13 protein-coding genes are annotated in these 17,258 nt (G+C 33.1%); 6 read left to right on the forward strand and 7 right to left on the reverse strand.

What is annotated here, in order from left to right; all coding sequences use genetic code 11:
• Nucleotides 1-38: 38 nt before the first annotated feature.
• On the forward strand, nt 39-1,484 hold the full coding sequence (locus tag FFWV33_RS16040) for an MFS transporter (protein WP_108741832.1): 1,446 nt from the start codon (nt 39-41) through the stop codon (nt 1,482-1,484).
• Between the two features lie 816 nt (nt 1,485-2,300).
• Here the strand turns inward: FFWV33_RS16040 and FFWV33_RS16045 are convergent.
• Together FFWV33_RS16045 and FFWV33_RS16050 are read right to left on the reverse strand one after the other, a co-directional pair.
• Entirely contained in the window at nt 2,301-3,146 is an 846-nt protein-coding gene (locus tag FFWV33_RS16045) for an IS3 family transposase (RefSeq protein ID WP_245891548.1), read from the reverse strand.
• A 50-nt stretch (nt 3,147-3,196) separates the two neighbouring features.
• A complete protein-coding gene (locus FFWV33_RS16050; protein ID WP_108741834.1) occupies nt 3,197-3,508 on the reverse strand; it encodes a transposase in 312 nt (103 codons plus the stop codon).
• A gap of 142 nt (nt 3,509-3,650) precedes the next feature.
• Here FFWV33_RS16050 and FFWV33_RS16055 point away from each other — a divergent pair, with 142 nt between their 5' ends.
• Nucleotides 3,651-4,004, forward strand: coding sequence for a 2-dehydro-3-deoxyphosphooctonate aldolase (locus FFWV33_RS16055; protein ID WP_159086057.1), 354 nt, complete (start codon nt 3,651-3,653; stop codon nt 4,002-4,004).
• A gap of 75 nt (nt 4,005-4,079) precedes the next feature.
• Here FFWV33_RS16055 and FFWV33_RS16060 read toward each other — a convergent pair whose 3' ends face one another.
• The 4 genes from FFWV33_RS16060 to FFWV33_RS16075 all read right to left on the reverse strand — a co-directional run bounded on the left by FFWV33_RS16060 (nt 4,080) and on the right by FFWV33_RS16075 (nt 11,418).
• Nucleotides 4,080-5,642 carry a RagB/SusD family nutrient uptake outer membrane protein gene (locus tag FFWV33_RS16060; RefSeq protein ID WP_108741836.1) on the reverse strand — a complete coding sequence of 521 codons (1,563 nt, stop codon included), beginning with the start codon at nt 5,640-5,642 and terminating at the stop codon, nt 4,080-4,082.
• Nucleotides 5,643-5,660: 18 nt separating this feature from the next.
• Nucleotides 5,661-8,906 carry a SusC/RagA family TonB-linked outer membrane protein gene (locus FFWV33_RS16065; RefSeq protein ID WP_108741837.1) on the reverse strand — a complete coding sequence of 1,082 codons (3,246 nt, stop codon included), beginning with the start codon at nt 8,904-8,906 and terminating at the stop codon, nt 5,661-5,663.
• A 553-nt stretch (nt 8,907-9,459) separates the two neighbouring features.
• Complete coding sequence (locus FFWV33_RS16070; protein ID WP_108741838.1) at nt 9,460-11,040, reverse strand: NADP-dependent glyceraldehyde-3-phosphate dehydrogenase; 1,581 nt, start codon at nt 11,038-11,040, stop codon at nt 9,460-9,462.
• A gap of 72 nt (nt 11,041-11,112) precedes the next feature.
• A complete protein-coding gene (locus FFWV33_RS16075) occupies nt 11,113-11,418 on the reverse strand; it encodes a rhodanese-like domain-containing protein (protein ID WP_108741839.1) in 306 nt (101 codons plus the stop codon).
• Between the two features lie 263 nt (nt 11,419-11,681).
• Here FFWV33_RS16075 and FFWV33_RS16080 point away from each other — a divergent pair, with 263 nt between their 5' ends.
• Together FFWV33_RS16080 and FFWV33_RS16085 are read left to right on the forward strand one after the other, a co-directional pair.
• Complete coding sequence (locus FFWV33_RS16080) at nt 11,682-12,308, forward strand: Crp/Fnr family transcriptional regulator (RefSeq protein WP_108741840.1); 627 nt, start codon at nt 11,682-11,684, stop codon at nt 12,306-12,308.
• An 80-nt stretch (nt 12,309-12,388) separates the two neighbouring features.
• On the forward strand, nt 12,389-13,174 hold the full coding sequence (locus FFWV33_RS16085; RefSeq protein WP_108741841.1) for a sulfite exporter TauE/SafE family protein: 786 nt from the start codon (nt 12,389-12,391) through the stop codon (nt 13,172-13,174).
• A gap of 1,063 nt (nt 13,175-14,237) precedes the next feature.
• Here FFWV33_RS16085 and FFWV33_RS16090 read toward each other — a convergent pair.
• A complete protein-coding gene (locus FFWV33_RS16090; RefSeq protein ID WP_108741842.1) occupies nt 14,238-14,492 on the reverse strand; it encodes a GIY-YIG nuclease family protein in 255 nt (84 codons plus the stop codon).
• Between the two features lie 213 nt (nt 14,493-14,705).
• Here FFWV33_RS16090 and FFWV33_RS16095 point away from each other — a divergent pair, with 213 nt between their 5' ends.
• Complete coding sequence (locus tag FFWV33_RS16095; RefSeq protein WP_108741843.1) at nt 14,706-15,983, forward strand: tyrosine-type recombinase/integrase; 1,278 nt, start codon at nt 14,706-14,708, stop codon at nt 15,981-15,983.
• Between the two features lie 13 nt (nt 15,984-15,996).
• Complete coding sequence (locus FFWV33_RS16100) at nt 15,997-17,169, forward strand: hypothetical protein (protein ID WP_108741844.1); 1,173 nt, start codon at nt 15,997-15,999, stop codon at nt 17,167-17,169.
• Nucleotides 17,170-17,258 lie beyond the last annotated feature (89 nt).

Genomic DNA, 17,258 nt, shown 5'->3' on the forward strand with positions numbered 1-17,258 from the left:
TTCTTTTAAAAATTGTAAACTATAAATCAAAAAAAACTATGATTAACCAAAACCAAAACGTTGGAAAGTACCGCTGGTCCATTTGTGGATTACTGTTTTTTGCAACCACCATCAATTACCTTGACCGACAAGTACTGTCCTTGACCTGGAGCGATTTTATTGCTCCCGAATTTCACTGGACCAATAATGATTACGGAAACATAACAGCCTTATTTTCTATATTTTACGCTGTATCCTTATTATTTGCTGGTCGATTTGTCGATTGGTTAGACACCAAAAAAGGATTTCTATGGGCAATTGGTATCTGGTCAATTGGTGCTTGTTTGCACGCTTTTTGCGGAATTGCAACTTCTGGAATCATCACTGGTAATTGGTTTGTGAGTTTCGGCGGCGCCAAAGAAATCATTGAAAACATCAACGATACCGGAATGGTAATCAACGTGAGTGTTACCTTATTTATCTTTGCCCGTTTTGTGTTAGCTTTAGGTGAAGCCGGAAATTTTCCAGCTTCCATCAAAACAACAGCCGAATATTTCCCTAAAAAAGACAGGGCCTTCTCTACCAGTATTTTCAATGCTGGAGCAACAGTTGGTGCTTTGGCAGCACCCATTACAATTCCGTTTATCGCCAAAGCTTATGGGTGGGAAATGGCTTTTATCATCATTGGAGCCTTAGGTTTTGTATGGATGGGATTTTGGATTTTCATGTATGACAAACCCGAAAAACATCCAAAAGTAACTGCTGCCGAATTAGAATATATTCAGCAAGACGATATTGCAGCTAGCAAACTAGAGGGATACATACCTGAGACAACCGCAAAAGTATCCTTGAAACAGTGCTTAAAATACAGACAAACTTGGGCGTTCGCCTTTGGTAAGTTCATGACCGACGGTGTGTGGTGGTTCTTTTTATACTGGACACCTGCTTATTTGAGTTCTGTTTATGGCATGAATTCAACTGATGCTGCTTTCCCATTATTCGTACTGTATATGATCACCTTACTTTCGATTATCGGAGGATGGCTACCTACCTATTTTGTAGAAAAAAAAGGAATGGATCCCTACGCAGGTAGAATGCAATCCATGTTAATTTTCGCCTTTTTCCCATTATTGGCTTTAGTAGCACAGCCATTAGGACACATTACCTACTGGATACCCGTTATCATCATTGGTATCGCAGGAGCGGCTCACCAAGCTTGGTCTGCCAATATATTTACCACTGTTGGTGATATGTTTCCACGAAAAGCCATCGCAACCATCACCGGAATTGGTGGTTTGGCCGGAGGAGTAGGATCTACTATAATCAACAAAAGCTCGGGACTTTTATTCGATTACGCAACCGTAACCGAAATGAATTTTATGGGCTTTCACGGCATCGAAGCAGGATATTTCATCATTTTCTCTGCTTGTGCCGTTTGCTATTTAATCGGTTGGTCTGTGATGAAAATCTTAGTTCCAAAATATGCTCCTATAACCGATTTGTAATTTAGATTATAAATTATTTGGGCATGCCACCATATAAAAAAAGGGGCTAATAATGCAATGCGCTTATTAGCCCCTTTTTCATCTGCTGTCGGGCTATCGGCTATATCTCTTCGTTTCACTACGAGGATACCGCCTCTATCCCTCATGCGAGCGTAACCAATTCAAATGGACTCTTTTTATACCATTCGAATATTTTAATTTTTTCAATCCTATTTCTTATATCAAAGTTCGCTTTTAACAAAATTTACTACTAGCATTAACTGCAATTTTTATCCAAACCACCAAGATTTTGATAATCACTATTAAACAACAAGAACAAACATTTTATTCCTTTCTTATAGTTTCAAAATATCTTTTATTACTTCTTGCAGCAGCTTTATTATTATTATTTCTTCCTTACAATTCCCTTATACATCATTTCACCAATTTTAAAAATGAATGTATTTAGCAGTCATCTCTTTATCATTCTCAGTCGAGCATTTGCAAAAAAGAGAACAATCATTGCTAACAATTTATATCGATCATAGAAGTTATAATTCATGTCAAATCTTATTAGCTTCGATTTAATTTTAAATTGCAAAAAGCGCATCATGGCACGTTCATAATTTAACAAACGGCTGTTTCAAAATAATTTGAAGCAGCCGTTTTTGTATGCTGAAAAAATTTGTACATTAACAACTACAAGCAATCACTCAATCGCAACATCAAAATTCACTTGAAATGATAAAGAATAACTTGATTTCTATTGGCATGCTAGCCTTACTAGTGTTTTGACCCCTATAAAACAAGAGTATTATTCTAAATTTCGATTATTAATTATGCGGTTAATTTTTCCAATAAAATTAGATCTTTATCTTGGTTCCATTTTTCCATTGGTGTAATACGTCCTAATAGCCCATGCAGCCTATTATTGTTATAGAAAATCACATACCTTTTTAATATCTGTTCAATTTCTCCAAAAGTTCTATAATCAACCCTTTGGAACACTTCTTTTTTTAGGATTCCATGATAAGCTTCAATATGTGCATTTTCTTCAGGTGTGGCTACATGTGTAAATTCCTGCTGAACACCTATTATACCTAGGTATTCACGAACACTTTTGGCAATAAATTGACTACCATTATCACTTCTAATAACAACGTTTTCAGGGTATTGGTATTCTAAAAATAAATCAGAAAGGAATGTTATTACTTTGTTCTGTTTTATTGAAAAAGAGAAGTAATCTTTTAAAATTCTACGGGTATGAACGTCTATGATTGATAGTAAGTAGGCATTTTTACCTACACTAGGAATCCAAACCATCTTAATATCCATTTCTATACACTGAAACGGCCTAACAGTAATAACCTTTCTATATTTTACAAACTTACGCCCAGAACCACTCCTGTTTATCCTATTTTCGAGTTTTAACAAGCCTTCTTCTTTCATAATTCGGTAAAGCTTTTTGTGATTAATCTTATATCCATCTCGATGTAAGTAAGAAGTCATTAAGCGGTATCCGCAGTCTATAAACTCATGGCTTAAAATCTCTTTAACCGATGCTATAACAGTTTCTTGACTCACCATTCCCTTGGACTTATTATAAGTAAAGACACTAGGCTTATTACCTTTTTTGCCAAGACTTGGCCTTCGGTAATAGCTGCTTTGATTCATACCTAACATACAAATGACTTTGCTTTTACTGATTTTATGTTTGCTACAGATACTATCAACTAAATCTTTCTTGGATCGGACGTCCCAAACTTTTTTTTTAAAAGTTCACGTCCAATTTCTAGTTCAATTTCTTTATTAGCTAATAATTTACGTAGAATTCTGTTCTCTTCCTCAGCTTGCTTTAACTCTTTGCTACGATCGTCATAAGTAACTTTTAAGCCTGCCTCTCCTTGTTTTTCATGCTTCTTCTTCCAACTATACAAACTTCCTGTACTAACACTGTATTTACGACAGGTTTCTACAACGCCTAATTCTTCGCAAGAAGATAAAATTTCTAACTTCTCTTCTAAACTCCATTTCTTGTATTTCATATCTCAAATGTACTATTTGAAATTTAGAATATCACTCTGAACTTATAAGGGGCTAAAATAACTAGGCTGCAGCAGTCAAAAAACTGCACAACTAGCAGACAACGATACCGGAAAGGGAGACACACGCACACATGAAGTGAATATGATTGATGATAACACTTATTTGTTAACTGAAAGCGCAACCGATAAAACCTATGGTTACACAAAAGAAAACCCCATAAAAGTAGGCGGTGTAAAAGATAAAACGGGTCCTAAAAATGAACGTCGATTTTTGAATGCGCTCTTTGGTCCAAATGATAAAATGACAACCTACTTTAGAGCAGGAAGTTGCTGTCCGTTTAAATCTCCTAACGGTTTTATAAACAATTTAGGCATGCTTGATCGCTATAGAATCACAGAAATAGGAAGCAAAGATACTCTTGACATTTTTATCAATATGTATGATGAAGGAGATTTACTGGTTCCACAAGGATTGAAGGCACAGCAACCCAAATAGTAGTAAAAAAAAACACCCAATAACAATCGTATTAAAACGCTTTGTTATTGGGTGTTAAAATTTTAAAAGCTGTTATTAATTGTAACCAGCATTTTGAGTAATCGTAATAGTATTGTTAGTATCCAATTCTATTTGCGGAATCGGCAATAACATACTGTTAGCATTTACTCTTGAGGTTAAAATAGCAGGAGTAACATTTGCAGCATTGTCTGTATAAAATGAATATAGCAATGGTTGCATATCAATTATAAGATGTTGTCTCATCACATCTACAACATTGATCGTTGATAGTGTAGTACTATAACGCAACAAATCATACCATCTTTGATTTTCCCCAGCAAATTCCCAACGTCTTTCATTTGCTAGTGCAAGATTAAACTTAGCATCAGTATCAATATTACTTGCTACTAGTGATGTTAACCCAGTCGCTCTTGTTCTAATTTTGTTCATATAAATCAAAGAATTAGCATCTCCTTTACCTGCCGCTTCAGCATACATTAATAATACATCTGCATATCTAATAATTGGGAAATCAAATTCTGAATCATACTTCACAGTTTGTGCTGCATGAAATTTAGTGTAATACAATTTTCTAGGCAAAGAAATATCGGCAGATTGCGCAACAAATGCTCTACGACCATCCGTAGCATTGAAAGAATTATACAATTCAACAGTTGGAGCATTGTCACCTTGATTTCCTGAAACAGTTACCCCACCTGTAGTTGCATTTGGTGCAAAGTCAGAAGTGAAAGGAGAGCCCAAACCTATGTTTCCTGTTTTGTAACGTATTGTAAACAAAATTTCTTTGTTTAACTCATTAGTTGTAGCATATACTCGAGAAGCAGTTGTTTCTAAATCATATCCACTATTAGCAATAATATCAGTTGTTAAAGCTAAAGATTCTGCCTTGCGACCTAAAGTTAAATATACCTTAGCCAATAAAGCTTTAGCAGCCCAAACATTTGCTTTTCCAGCATTTGCAGCTGTAATATTAGCATACTTTGCAGCGTTACCATTAGCAATAGAACTTTGTAGATCGGCAATAATTAAATTATAAACAGAAGCTTGATCAGCACGATTCAAAATAGAAGCGTCGCTACGAGTTACTGGTTCGTGAACTAAGAAAACATCACCAAAAAGACGTACTAAATTAAAATAGTGGTACGCGCGTAAAAAACAAGCTTGCGAAGCCACATCTTTGATATCAGCAGCTGATGCATTTATTGAGTTACCGCCATAAACGACAGCAGTACCGTTATAGTTAACATTCATTTTGTCCAAAAGAATGTTGTTGTTCTTGATATTTACATAAGTGTAGTACCAAAAGTTCTTCAAATTGGTATCGTTTGTACCTACAAAAAATGCATCATAAGACAAAAAGAAAATGTTATCTACAGAGGTGGTAGCGATTTGATTCATCGCTGTGTTGTCTGAACGTAATTCTGTAAATTTCCATTCTTCCGCTGCAGGAGCTCTCATACCCGCATAACAAGCATTAAGAGCAGTGTTTAGTTCAGCAGTATTCGAAAAGAATACTGCCTCCGTAATATATGATTGAGGTGCGATGTCGATAAAACTGTCACTACAACTAGTTAAACCTAACATTAATGCTCCAATAAAATATTTATATGTTTTCATACTTACTATTTTTTAAAATTAAAATTTAACATCAAAACCAAAAACTAAAGTTTTAGGAACTGGATATCCTCCTCTGTCGTAACCCGTAATTAATGGGTTAGAATAAGTACCACCTGACTTTCTGCTCTCTGGATTGATTCCTCTAAAGCTTTTTGAACTTAAGTAAAGTAAATTTTGTGCTGTAAAATATACTCTAAATTGATTTAAACCAACTTTTTTAACCCAGTCCTTGTCCAAAGAATATCCTAATGTAATCTCTCTCAACGCAATGTATGAAGCGTCGTCAATACCGTAGTCCGTTTGAACCCATTGTAGACCTCCATTAGTTTCATAAGGTGTTTTTCCATCACCAGGATTAGATGGACTTATCCAGTGGTTAGCAGTATAATTTAAGACTTGTCTTTTAACCTCTGTGTATCCAGTATCTCCTTCGTACATTTGAATACCTTGTACCCCTTGAAATCCAAGTGATAAATCGATTCCTTTGTAATCAAAACTGTTAGTAATTCCCCAAGTAAAATCTGCGTAAGGATCACCAATTACAGTTCTATCATCTGTTGTAATTTTACCATCACCATTTACATCTACAAGTTTTAAACCACCTGGAGTTAATGTACCCACACTTACGTTTGAGGCTGTAAAACCTGATTTGTTGATATCATCTTGTGATAACCAAATACCATCTGTCTTGTATCCGTAAAACTGTACTAATGGGCTACCAACTTTTGTTATGTACTGCTCACCTCTTTCACCGGTTTGAGGTGTTTCTGCTAAACCACCAAAATCAGTTAATTTCAATCTATTAGATGCATAATTGGCAGACGTAGTCCATTTAAAATCTTTCGTTTTAATGTTCGTAGTAGACAATTCAATCTCATGACCACGGTTTTGAAGGCTTCCAACATTACTCCAAGATAAAGCTGTTCCAGAAAACAATTGGGTATTAGTTTGTAACAATAATTTATCTGTATTTGATTCGTAAAAATCAAGAGATAAGTTAATTCTATTTCTTAATAAACTTAAATCAAAACCTAAATTTGCAGAAACTGTAGTTTCCCAAGTAAGATCTGGATTAGCTCCGGTATCACTTGGCGTAGCTTGACCATTTGCAACAACACCATTTCCTGTACCTGAAACATAATTTGCCGAAATTGAATTACTATAAGGCGTATTTGTTAACGTGTTTAAGTATGGATTGTATGCGTTGTTTCCACCTAAATTATCAGTTCTATTATTTCCGGTTTGACCGTAAGCTGCTCTAAAGTTTAATTTATTAATCACTTTTGATGATGCAATAAACTCTAGTTTAGCCAAATTTGCTCCAGCAGAGATAGATGAAAAAGTCCCCCATTTATTACCTGGTCCAAATTGTGAAGCACCATCTGTTCTAACTGTTGCAGTAAGGTTCAAAAAGTCATTGTAAGAATATACTAATCTTCCGTAGTAAGACAATAATGCTGTCGAGTTTTTTATTTCTCCAGCTGCACTACTTGATAGGTTGTTAGACAATGTTATACTTCCTGCACTATTAAAGGTACGAATGTTTTCATTAGGATAGTTATTCCCTTGAAATACAGACGTATAAAACTCTGTTTTTTGAGCAGAAAAACCAGCTAAAGCATTAAATGAATGCTTTTTGTATTCTTTTGTATAATTCAATGTGTTTTCAGTTAACAAATCTTTTGAGTTGTTTCTTGAATAAACTGCAAAATTTGAATTTGTTTCTGCATTTGCATTTGTACCCACCCATTGCATTCTATCAGAATATTTAAGATACGCACTAGCGGTTGTCTTGAAAGTCAAACTTTTTGTGATTTTATAAGTTAAATCAAAAACCGACTGAATTCTAAAGTCATCTTGCGTGTCATCTTGCAAATTCAACACTTTTAAAGGATTGATACTTGAAGTAGTCCATGGATTGGTTGTACTAGTACTAGTATACATTGAACCATCAGGTAATTCATAATTTGGAAACACCAAACCGTAAAAATACTGAGGATTTACATAATCCCCTACTTTTAGGTTAGGATATGCGCCTGCTTGTTGTACGAAAGCCAGAGTTTCGGCATTGAATGTTGTCGGGATAAAACTTGGAAATCTATAGTAATCTCTATAATCATTTGCAGGTCTTTTCGTTTTGCTATATGTAGGAGCAATATTAACCCCAATAGATACTTTATTATTTAAGTCTATATTGGTTTTAAGTCTAAATTGGTATTTTTCATAATTACTGTTCTTCATCATACTTTCGTCTCCATTGTATGCACCAGAAACTCTATAACTAAAACCTTTTCCTCCTCCAGAAGCACTTAAACCAATATTTCTAAAAGTTCCAGTTCTCATGAATTCGTCTTGATAATCTACTCCTTGACCATTAAGAAATTTTTGTTCAAAAATATAAGATTTTTGAAAACCAGTTGCCACAGATGTTGAACCACCTGTCCAAAGAGGATCAGCTTCTTTTAATGCTTTCTCTGTATACAATTGTTTTACATAATCAGAAGTAGATTGAATATCATATAATTTGTAAGCACTTTTGTATCCTACTGAATTATTGAAACTATAAGTCGTTTTTTTGTTACTACCACTTTTTGTAGTTACCAAAATTACTCCATTTGCACCTCTAGAACCATAAATAGCAGCAGAAGATGCATCTTTTAATACCGATACCTCTTGTACATCGGCCATGTTAAGTGAAGATAAACCATCTTCAATAGGCTGACCATCTACTACAACCAAAGGGTTTGGACTAGCATTGATAGAAGATTGACCACGAATTCTAATTGTAGGCGCCTCACCTGCAGCAGATGATGTGTTTAAAATTTGAACCCCTGCAATTTTTCCTTGAAGTGCTTGATCAACTCTAGAAACTGGTAATTGGTCCATTTTTTCGTTCTTGTAGCTTGATACAGAACTGGTAACATTCGATTTTTTCATTGTACCATAACCAACAACAACTATTTCATTCAGTTGATTACTAGCTTCTGCAAGTGATACATTAATTGTTGTGCTCTTTCCTACAGCAACACTTTTAGTTTCAAATCCTAAGTAAGAAAATTTTAGAACCGACTTAGCACTATTTGCTAAAATCACATATTTCCCATCAAAATCAGTTACTGTACTTTTCCCGTCTACTGTAACAGTAGCGTTTGGAATAGACATACCCGTATTATCAAGTACTTTTCCTGATACCTTGATAGTAGCAGTTTGAGCACTCATAATAGATGAGAAAACTAAGAGAAACATTAAAATCGTTTTTTTCATAATTTAATCCGTTTGTTAGTTGTTTTTTAATTGAAGAATTAAAGCCAACACAATCTAGTTTACTATAACGTTTGAGTGCTCTAAATACAACAACCAAAACCTCTAGATAACCAAACTGGTTAACCAATCAATGTGCCAAATTTATATTAATTTTAACTAATAAAAAAGGCTTATTTTTACAAAAATCAAAAAGAACAAAAAAAAACATTATTAATTATAATTTACTCAATTCTTCACACTCAGACGAACAATTATCTTAATTTTAAGACTATTACCTATATAAATACAGAATTATAAGTGTACTAAAAATGGACTTTCTATGAAAAAAGTACTATTTAACTTTATAAAATAAAAAACAATATCTCCAAAAAAGCTATAAATCTTATAATGTGAAGAAAACCTAGATAACTTCTTAAATAATTGACACATTACAACACCAAAGCCAGCCCAATTCCTTATTATTAAACAATACTCCCATAACACTAAAAACATCACAAAAAAAACCTCCTAAATACGAATATAAAGGAGGTTTTTACTAAAAACTGCAAGATTATTACAGGATATAATCGGTATTCACAAAGTTTGAAGCTCTACTATCTAATAATTCTTGTAAAATAGCATTATTGTAGGCGTTGTCTTTTGATGCAACAAATGTTCGAATAGAAAATGAACGCAACGCATCATGAATACTTAATGTTCCTACTGCAGAATCTTTTCGACCTGTAAACGGAAAAACATCTGGTCCACGTTGACATGAGCTATTCAAGTTAACTCTACTCACCAAATTTACCAAAGAGTCAATTAATGGTGCAATTGTTTTAGCATCTTTACCAAACAAACTTACTTGCTGACCATAATTGGATTCTGCCATATCATTCAAAGGCTCTTGAATATCTTTGAAACTCAAAATTGGCACCACTGGTCCAAATTGCTCTTCCTTATATACTCTCATTTCTTTGTTTACAGGAAACAAGACCGCAGGAAAAATATAGTTGTCTGAATGTTGTCCTCCTTTTGCATTAATGATTTGTGCACCTTTACTTGTAGCATCATCGATCAATTCTTGAATATAGGCTGGTTTGTCTTTCTCTGGTAATGGCGTCAAGGATACTCCTTTTTCCCATGGATTACCAAAAAGTAAATTATCTACCTTTTCAGAGAAACGTTTATTGAACTCTTCTGCAATAGACTCATGTACATACAATACCTTCAAGGCTGTACATCGTTGCCCATTAAAGGATAGTGTACCTGCAATACATTCGCTAATCGCTAAATCTAAATCAGCTTCTGGCAAAATAATTGCTGGATTTTTTGCTTCTAATCCTAAAACCAAACGCAAACGGTTTTTATTAGGATGTTGATCTTGCAATGCAATTGCCGATTTACTGTTACCAATCAAAGCCAAGATATCCACCTTACCCGACTTCATCACAGGAGCAGCCACTTCTCTACCTCTACCATACAATATATTGATTGCTCCTTTTGGAAAACTATTTCTAAACGCTTCTAATAGTGGCGAAATTAATAACACACCATGTTTTGCAGGCTTAAAAATAACAGGATTCCCCATTATTAAGGCTGGTATCAATAAAGAGAACGTTTCGTTCAAAGGATAATTATAAGGTCCTAGACACAAAACTACTCCCAGCGGACTTCTACGTACCATGGCATTAACGCCTTGAACTTTAGAAAAATGAGCACTACGACTGTTCAATTCTTTGTAACTATCAATAGTATCATTAATATACTCTACTGTTCTGTCAAATTCTTTTTCAGAATCTCCTAAGGATTTCCCGATTTCCCACATCAAAAATTTAACTACCTCTGAGCGGGTTTCTTTCATTTGCTTTACAAACTTCTGCATGCATTTGATGCGATCTACAACCTTCATTGTAGGCCATAATCCTTGACCATGATCAAAAGCGGCAGATGCAGCTTCTACAGCCTCAAGTGCTTCTTTTTCTCCCATAAACGGAATCGATCCTAAAATTGTAGGACTATATTCAGCCGTTGATGATATGGTAGAAAAAACAGCTGTTGTTTGTCCTTCCCATTTTTTTAATTCACCATTTACTAAATAAGTGTCTTGGTTTAAAATGTCTTTAATCTGATATTCTTCTGGAATTGCATTCATCTTTTTTTTGTTGGTTTTTTGTAGTGTTTATCTAAAATTAAAAAAAGAGGAATTACCCTCTTTTCTCAATACTTATTCAATTTCTCCTTCCCACTCTAGCATTCCGCCAAGTAGGTTGTAAGCGTGATCAAAACCTAGTTCATTCATAATTTCACAGGCTTTTTGACTTCTCATTCCAGAACGGCAATAGACATAGTATTTTTTGTCTTTATCTAATGCTTCAATTTCCGAAATAAACTCTTGTCCTTTGTGAATATCAATGTTTATGGCATTCGGAATCATACCTTCATTTACTTCGTCTTCAGTACGCACATCAAGAATTACAACATTCTCGTCTGATGCCATCTGAGCAACCCAATCTTCTTGTGATAAATTCATAATTCGTTGTTTTTATCAAAAATACAATGTTTTTACAAAACTATATATATTATTTTCATAAGATTAACATTGACGAAAACGTATTCGAATAGACAAACACCTGACAAACAAATTGTTGATTTTTTTTGAATTTTTTTTCGAATGTTAAAATTAGAAGGAGCGTACAATTGCGATTCAAGGATTGAAGTTGTATTTTAATTAATAAGCCTATTTTCAAAAAAAAAGATTTTTGTTCCTTATATTTGACTAAACTTATTTTATACATGTCAACTTCAACGCAATCCCTTTTCCCCGCTTTCTCAGCAAATTTATTGCAAGCAATAGATAGTAATGCAACTATCAAAAATATCCCAGCTGGCGAAGTAATTATGAGAACCGGCCAGTATATCAAAACAACAGTTTTGGTAACCAAAGGTCAAGTTAAAGTATACCGAGAAGGAGAAAATGGCGAAGAGTTTTTCATGTATTACCTGCAGCCGGGCCAAGCTTGCGCACTCTCTATGATCTGTGCTACACGCAACCAAACAAGTCAAATCATGGCCAAAGTGGTCGAAGATGCTGAACTACTGATGATTCCGCTTTCGCTAATGGACCAATGGATGATGGAACACCGCTCGTGGTATGAATTTGTAATTGAAACCTATCGAAATCGATTTGAAGAAGTGCTCGAAGTGGTTGACAGCATCGCTTTTAGAGCCATGGACGAGCGCCTAGATTTTTATCTAAAAAGACATAGTGCGGCCTGCGGATGCAAAGATCTAAAATTATCTCATCAAGAAATTGCCACAGAATTAAACAGTTCTAGAGTGGTCATCTCTCGATTATTAAAAAAAATGGAGCAGCGAGGCTTGGTACAACTACATAGAAACCATATTGAACTCCTAACCTAGTCAAATATAAATTGCCTCTGTGTAATAAATGTTACCGTTTACAAATAATTTCGGCACCAACTTTGTAAAAAATAATTGTAATGGAATATTTAGGGTATTTAGCATCAATCATAATCGGACTTTCATTGGGCTTAATCGGTGGCGGTGGCTCTATATTGACGATTCCTATATTAGTTTACTTATTTAAGGTAGATCCTGAATTGGCTACAAGTTATTCCTTATTCATTGTTGGAGCTACTTCTCTTTTTGGCGGGTACAACCATTACAAATTAGGGAATCTAGACCTAAAAACAGCTCTCTATTTTGCTGTTCCCTCCATCATTTCGATCCTAATTATTCGTGAAGTGATTTTTCCTCAAATCGCCTCTACCCTATTTACGGTAGCATCGTATGCCGTTTCAAAGAATCTGCTCATCATGATTGTCTTTTCAGTTCTCATGATTGCCGCCTCCATATCCATGATCAAGGATCGAACTACCGTAGTCAAAAATCCAAAAACCAATTTTGTCCAATTGGGTATAATTGGTTTCTTAGTAGGAATCGTAACCGGATTTCTAGGCGCAGGTGGTGGTTTTTTGATTATTCCAGCGCTACTTTTTTTTGCTAATCTACCCATGAAGCAGGCCGTAGGAACGTCTTTACTGATTATTTTCATCAACTCAGCTATCGGTTTTGCTGGTGACTTATATATTGGTACACCCGTAGATTATGCATTTCTTTTACTCATTTCGAGCATTGCCGCTGTCGGCTTACTCATTGGCGTACAACTCTCCAAAAGAATTGATGGTCACAAGCTAAAACCTATCTTCGGCTGGTTTGTACTCATCATGGGGATTTATATCATCACCAAAGAGGTTTTCTTTTAGAATAAGAAACCACCTTTTTTACCAAATAAATTTATATTTTAATCTAGGTTTTTCTGGTATACTGCCAATGCAATGTAAAAATGGCACCATACAATTAGTCTATATTGACCCGAACCTGAAAGTGCGAACTATCTAAGCAATATGTAATCGGTAGTAATGACATGCATGGTTAAACCGATATAAGAACTACAAAAGCTTATTTGAATAAACTACCCATCAAAAAATTAGATCAAATTATTGATGATGTATTTGAGAATTTCAAATATTTCAAAATAGTAAGATATATAAGGTGGGCAACTATTTTTTTGCAATTTTGGTTAAATTTAAATAATGCGGTGGTAATTGTTTTTAATTACCACCGCATTAACATACCGTTATTACCGCTATAACAGTAATTTTATACTTTTTTAGTTATTCATTAGCAAAAAGCACTATTTACGAGTTAAATTTACTGCTATAACAGTAATATAGACTTATTTTCTATCGATGAACTTAATATAATAAGTAAATTGATCTATCTTACCGCTTAACCAGTAAAAATAAGTGATCTTGAATTAGGAACTTTAGTAAAAGATCATTGAAAAGAAACGAAATATCGTATGTAATGAAGTAAGAATACTATACGAGATTGTCTATGGAGTATCAGTTAAAACACGATAAAAAATTTGAACTATACTTAATAAAAAAAGCAAAAAAAAGGAATGTACCTTATCACTCCAAATGACAAAATTCCTTTAACTGAAAAAATTGTTGAATAATACAAATACTCAAATTAAATAGTGGAAAGTACAGCATTTTCAGCCCACTTAAATCCTTGTAAAATTTGATATTCACTAATGAGTTAAATTTAGAATGTCCCTGATTCGACAAATTCTCATTGATTTAAACTATATAAAATCCCAAACACCTATTTGATTCAACTATAATGTTCGTCAAATGTTCGTTTTATACCAGAAAAAAAGCCCTAACATTGCTGCAAAGGCTAAATTTTTAAATTAGAAATAGAAGAATTCAAACCTTCGGCCGTCCCGATTAAAAAGTCGGGATGCGCTATTCAACTGAGCTATGGACTGGACTCATTTATTAATTTTTGAATTTTTATTCTGCTTTTCCATTTCTTCACTTCTAATTCTCTTTTGTAAGCTAAAGATTTAGTTTCAAATTCCTCATAGTAAACAATAGTCCAGTCTTTGACTTTTGAGGTAAAGCCAGAATGATTTGATAAATGTTTACGCAAACGTTCATCAAGAGTTTCTGAAGTATGTCCAATATAATACTTATCTACTTCAACAGAATATAAAATATACAAGTAGTTCATATAGTTAAAATTTGAAATAAATATATACAAAAAAAACCGTTCGATTGATCGGTTTCTTGTGAAGGCAGAAGTATTTGAACTTTTTAGCACTTATTTTATGTTAACAACTGTTTTTATTACTGTTAACCCTTAAAGATAAAGAATGTTTATATTTGTTATCACAATGATTTTATAACGAATAAAAAAGTAATTGTTACCTAAATTGTTACCTATATGAAATATACATTCACATTAAAGCAACCAAATGCAGACAGCGAAACCTTAATATATTTTACTTGTTACTTTAATAAAGAAAATAAGAGGTTTATATTTTCTACAGGAGAAAGCATACACCCCGATAATTGGGATTTTGAAAATAAGTTTCCTTTTACCATTGGCAAGAAAAAATCAAAATTCGCTGAAAGTATCAAAATGCAATTAGATAGACATTCCAATTTATTTAATGAAACTGAAAGTTTGTACAAACGAATTAAAGAAGATTTTACAAGTAAAACTTTGAGAAATGTATTTGATACAGAATTTAAAGTTGCTATAAAAGGTAAAAATATTTTCTTTGATGCTTATGACGTTTTCATGGCTGAAAAAAAAGCATCGCTTCAATGGTCGGCAGGAACTGTAAAGAGATACAACAATATAAAAAATACCTTAAAGGAATTTGAAACCGCTAAAAAGTACGAATTAACATTTAGCAGAATTGATTTAAACTTTTACGGAAAGTTTGCTAGTTACTGCATGGAAGACCGAAAACAAATAAACAATACCTATTTAAAGAATCTAGGTTTTTTTAAAACGTTTATGTTTTGGGCGGTAAAAAATAAATATACATACAATACAACTTTTGAAAATTTCAACCATGATGACAATGGCAAATGTATAATTAAACCAACCTTAACAAAACAAATTGCCTTAACGATTGAAGACCTTAATAACTTAATGCAGTTTGAATTTAAAACGGCTAAACTTGAAAAAGTAAGAGATGTTTTTGTATTCCAATGTGTTACTGGAATGCGTTTTGGAGAAATAGCAACGATTACAAAAAGTAATGTAACAGAAAAGGACATTATTCTAAAAGAAGAGAAAGACGAAGCTAAAGCACAACGAGAAATTCCATTAACAAATATTTCAAGATACATTTTAACAAAGTATGATTATCAACTACCATTGATTACAAACCAGAAACAAAACGAATATATTAAGGATGTATTTGAAGAGATGAAATATTCTAAATTAGTACAAAAAGTTACAGTTAAAGGAAAAGACAGTATAAAAGTTGACATGAATTTTTACGACCGTATAAGCACGCACACCGCCCGACGCACATTTATAACTATGATGAAAAGAGAAGGTAAAAGCGATAAATTAATTGCTTCAATGACTGGACATACAGACATGAAAACATTAAACGCATACTACCAAGTCGATGCTCCCGATAAACAGGAAGCAATGGACGAGGTTTTTAATATTGAAATCCCGTTGCGTAAAGCAAAATAAAACGACAAAAAATATGGAGTTAAATTCCTTTATAGAAAAGTATAGAATTACAAAATGGGATTCTTACAACGACACAAGTGAAAAAATAATTGACGTAAAAGAAAAAATTAATCATTGGGTAAACTTGGTTTTAGAATACAATAAAGATTTTCTTTTTTTAGACATAAAAAACCGCATGATTGCATCCCTAAGCGATGAATTGATTTTTACCAATGAAGATAGTTCTTTTATGTTTGGTTACAAATTTGACCATTATTGCGAACAAAAAATAATTTTCCATCGCAAGCAGTTAGACCTATTAGGTAATTTAGAAGTTATTCCTCAACAAAAAGAAATTAAAAAAGACACAAAATTTGTTATTAATATTTTTGAAAATTCAGAAGTAAGAGAAACAAGCGATTATATAAATATTAAGAATCTAATTGAAAGTAACGGTTCTTTCATTTATGATAATGTAAAAATTTACACCCCTGAATTAGGTTACTTTTTTTATAAAAAATCTTTAACGGCTTACGATTGTGATAAAAAAGAAGATACTTTGATAGCTGGAATAGACTATTTAGACACCTATATTAAAGCATATAAAGAAGGTGAACAGTTTTTTGAAATTGAATACAAACCTTCAACAAATATATTGTACGGTGAAAACGCAAATAGTTATGTAGAAAACATTCACAATAATTATTTCCATGTAAATCATTATGGAGCGAATGAAGGATGGAACTTTGTTAAAAATAGTTACTCATTAACAATAAAACATGAAATAATTTCTCAATTTGGTTATTATGCTGGTATCGTTAATAAAGTAGATGAATTGGTAGAAAAACATTTTACAATATTTAAAAAGTTTGACAAATGCGAGCATAATATTGATTTGCATTCTGAAAACAAACTAAAGATAAAGCAAATTGCTTTAAAATTAGTTTACGAAAATGTAACAGTAACTAAAGAAAACTCAAATGAAATTATAAAAAAATATGGTCATAATTCAGGTCATAAATTAAAGTTAGAATATGATAAATTTTTCAGGACAGTTGATAGAACTGCAGACCCCGACATTAGTCCGAAAGTACTTAAGAATAAGATTGAATTATTTGAAAGTGTAATTGATTTACTTGAAGATAAATACAAACAAAAAGCAATAGATGAATGCAAAACCCTTAAATTACATTTATCTAAATATTAGATAGTTACAAGTTAACAACTGGTTACAACCAGTTACCAAATACCATAAAATCAAACATTTGTATCAGATAATAACAATTAAATCTGATA

The sequence above is a fragment of the Flavobacterium faecale genome, assembly GCF_003076455.1.
GTDB lineage: Bacteria > Bacteroidota > Bacteroidia > Flavobacteriales > Flavobacteriaceae > Flavobacterium > Flavobacterium faecale.

What these genes read in the sequence shown, in the direction of transcription:
- FFWV33_RS16090 (WP_108741842.1), bottom strand. Translation starts at nt 14,492, where the DNA reads ATGAACTACTTGTATATTTTATATTCTGTTGAAGTAGATAAGTATTAT.
- FFWV33_RS16060 (WP_108741836.1), bottom strand. Translation starts at nt 5,642, where the DNA reads ATGAAAACATATAAATATTTTATTGGAGCATTAATGTTAGGTTTAACT.
- FFWV33_RS16100 (WP_108741844.1), top strand. Translation starts at nt 15,997, where the DNA reads ATGGAGTTAAATTCCTTTATAGAAAAGTATAGAATTACAAAATGGGAT.
- FFWV33_RS16080 (WP_108741840.1), top strand. Translation starts at nt 11,682, where the DNA reads ATGTCAACTTCAACGCAATCCCTTTTCCCCGCTTTCTCAGCAAATTTA.
- FFWV33_RS16075 (WP_108741839.1), bottom strand. Translation starts at nt 11,418, where the DNA reads ATGAATTTATCACAAGAAGATTGGGTTGCTCAGATGGCATCAGACGAG.
- FFWV33_RS16095 (WP_108741843.1), top strand. Translation starts at nt 14,706, where the DNA reads ATGAAATATACATTCACATTAAAGCAACCAAATGCAGACAGCGAAACC.
- FFWV33_RS16065 (WP_108741837.1), bottom strand. Translation starts at nt 8,906, where the DNA reads ATGAAAAAAACGATTTTAATGTTTCTCTTAGTTTTCTCATCTATTATG.
- FFWV33_RS16040 (WP_108741832.1), top strand. Translation starts at nt 39, where the DNA reads ATGATTAACCAAAACCAAAACGTTGGAAAGTACCGCTGGTCCATTTGT.
- FFWV33_RS16045 (WP_245891548.1), bottom strand. Translation starts at nt 3,146, where the DNA reads ATGTTAGGTATGAATCAAAGCAGCTATTACCGAAGGCCAAGTCTTGGC.
- FFWV33_RS16070 (WP_108741838.1), bottom strand. Translation starts at nt 11,040, where the DNA reads ATGAATGCAATTCCAGAAGAATATCAGATTAAAGACATTTTAAACCAA.
- FFWV33_RS16055 (WP_159086057.1), top strand. Translation starts at nt 3,651, where the DNA reads ATGATTGATGATAACACTTATTTGTTAACTGAAAGCGCAACCGATAAA.
- FFWV33_RS16085 (WP_108741841.1), top strand. Translation starts at nt 12,389, where the DNA reads ATGGAATATTTAGGGTATTTAGCATCAATCATAATCGGACTTTCATTG.
- FFWV33_RS16050 (WP_108741834.1), bottom strand. Translation starts at nt 3,508, where the DNA reads ATGAAATACAAGAAATGGAGTTTAGAAGAGAAGTTAGAAATTTTATCT.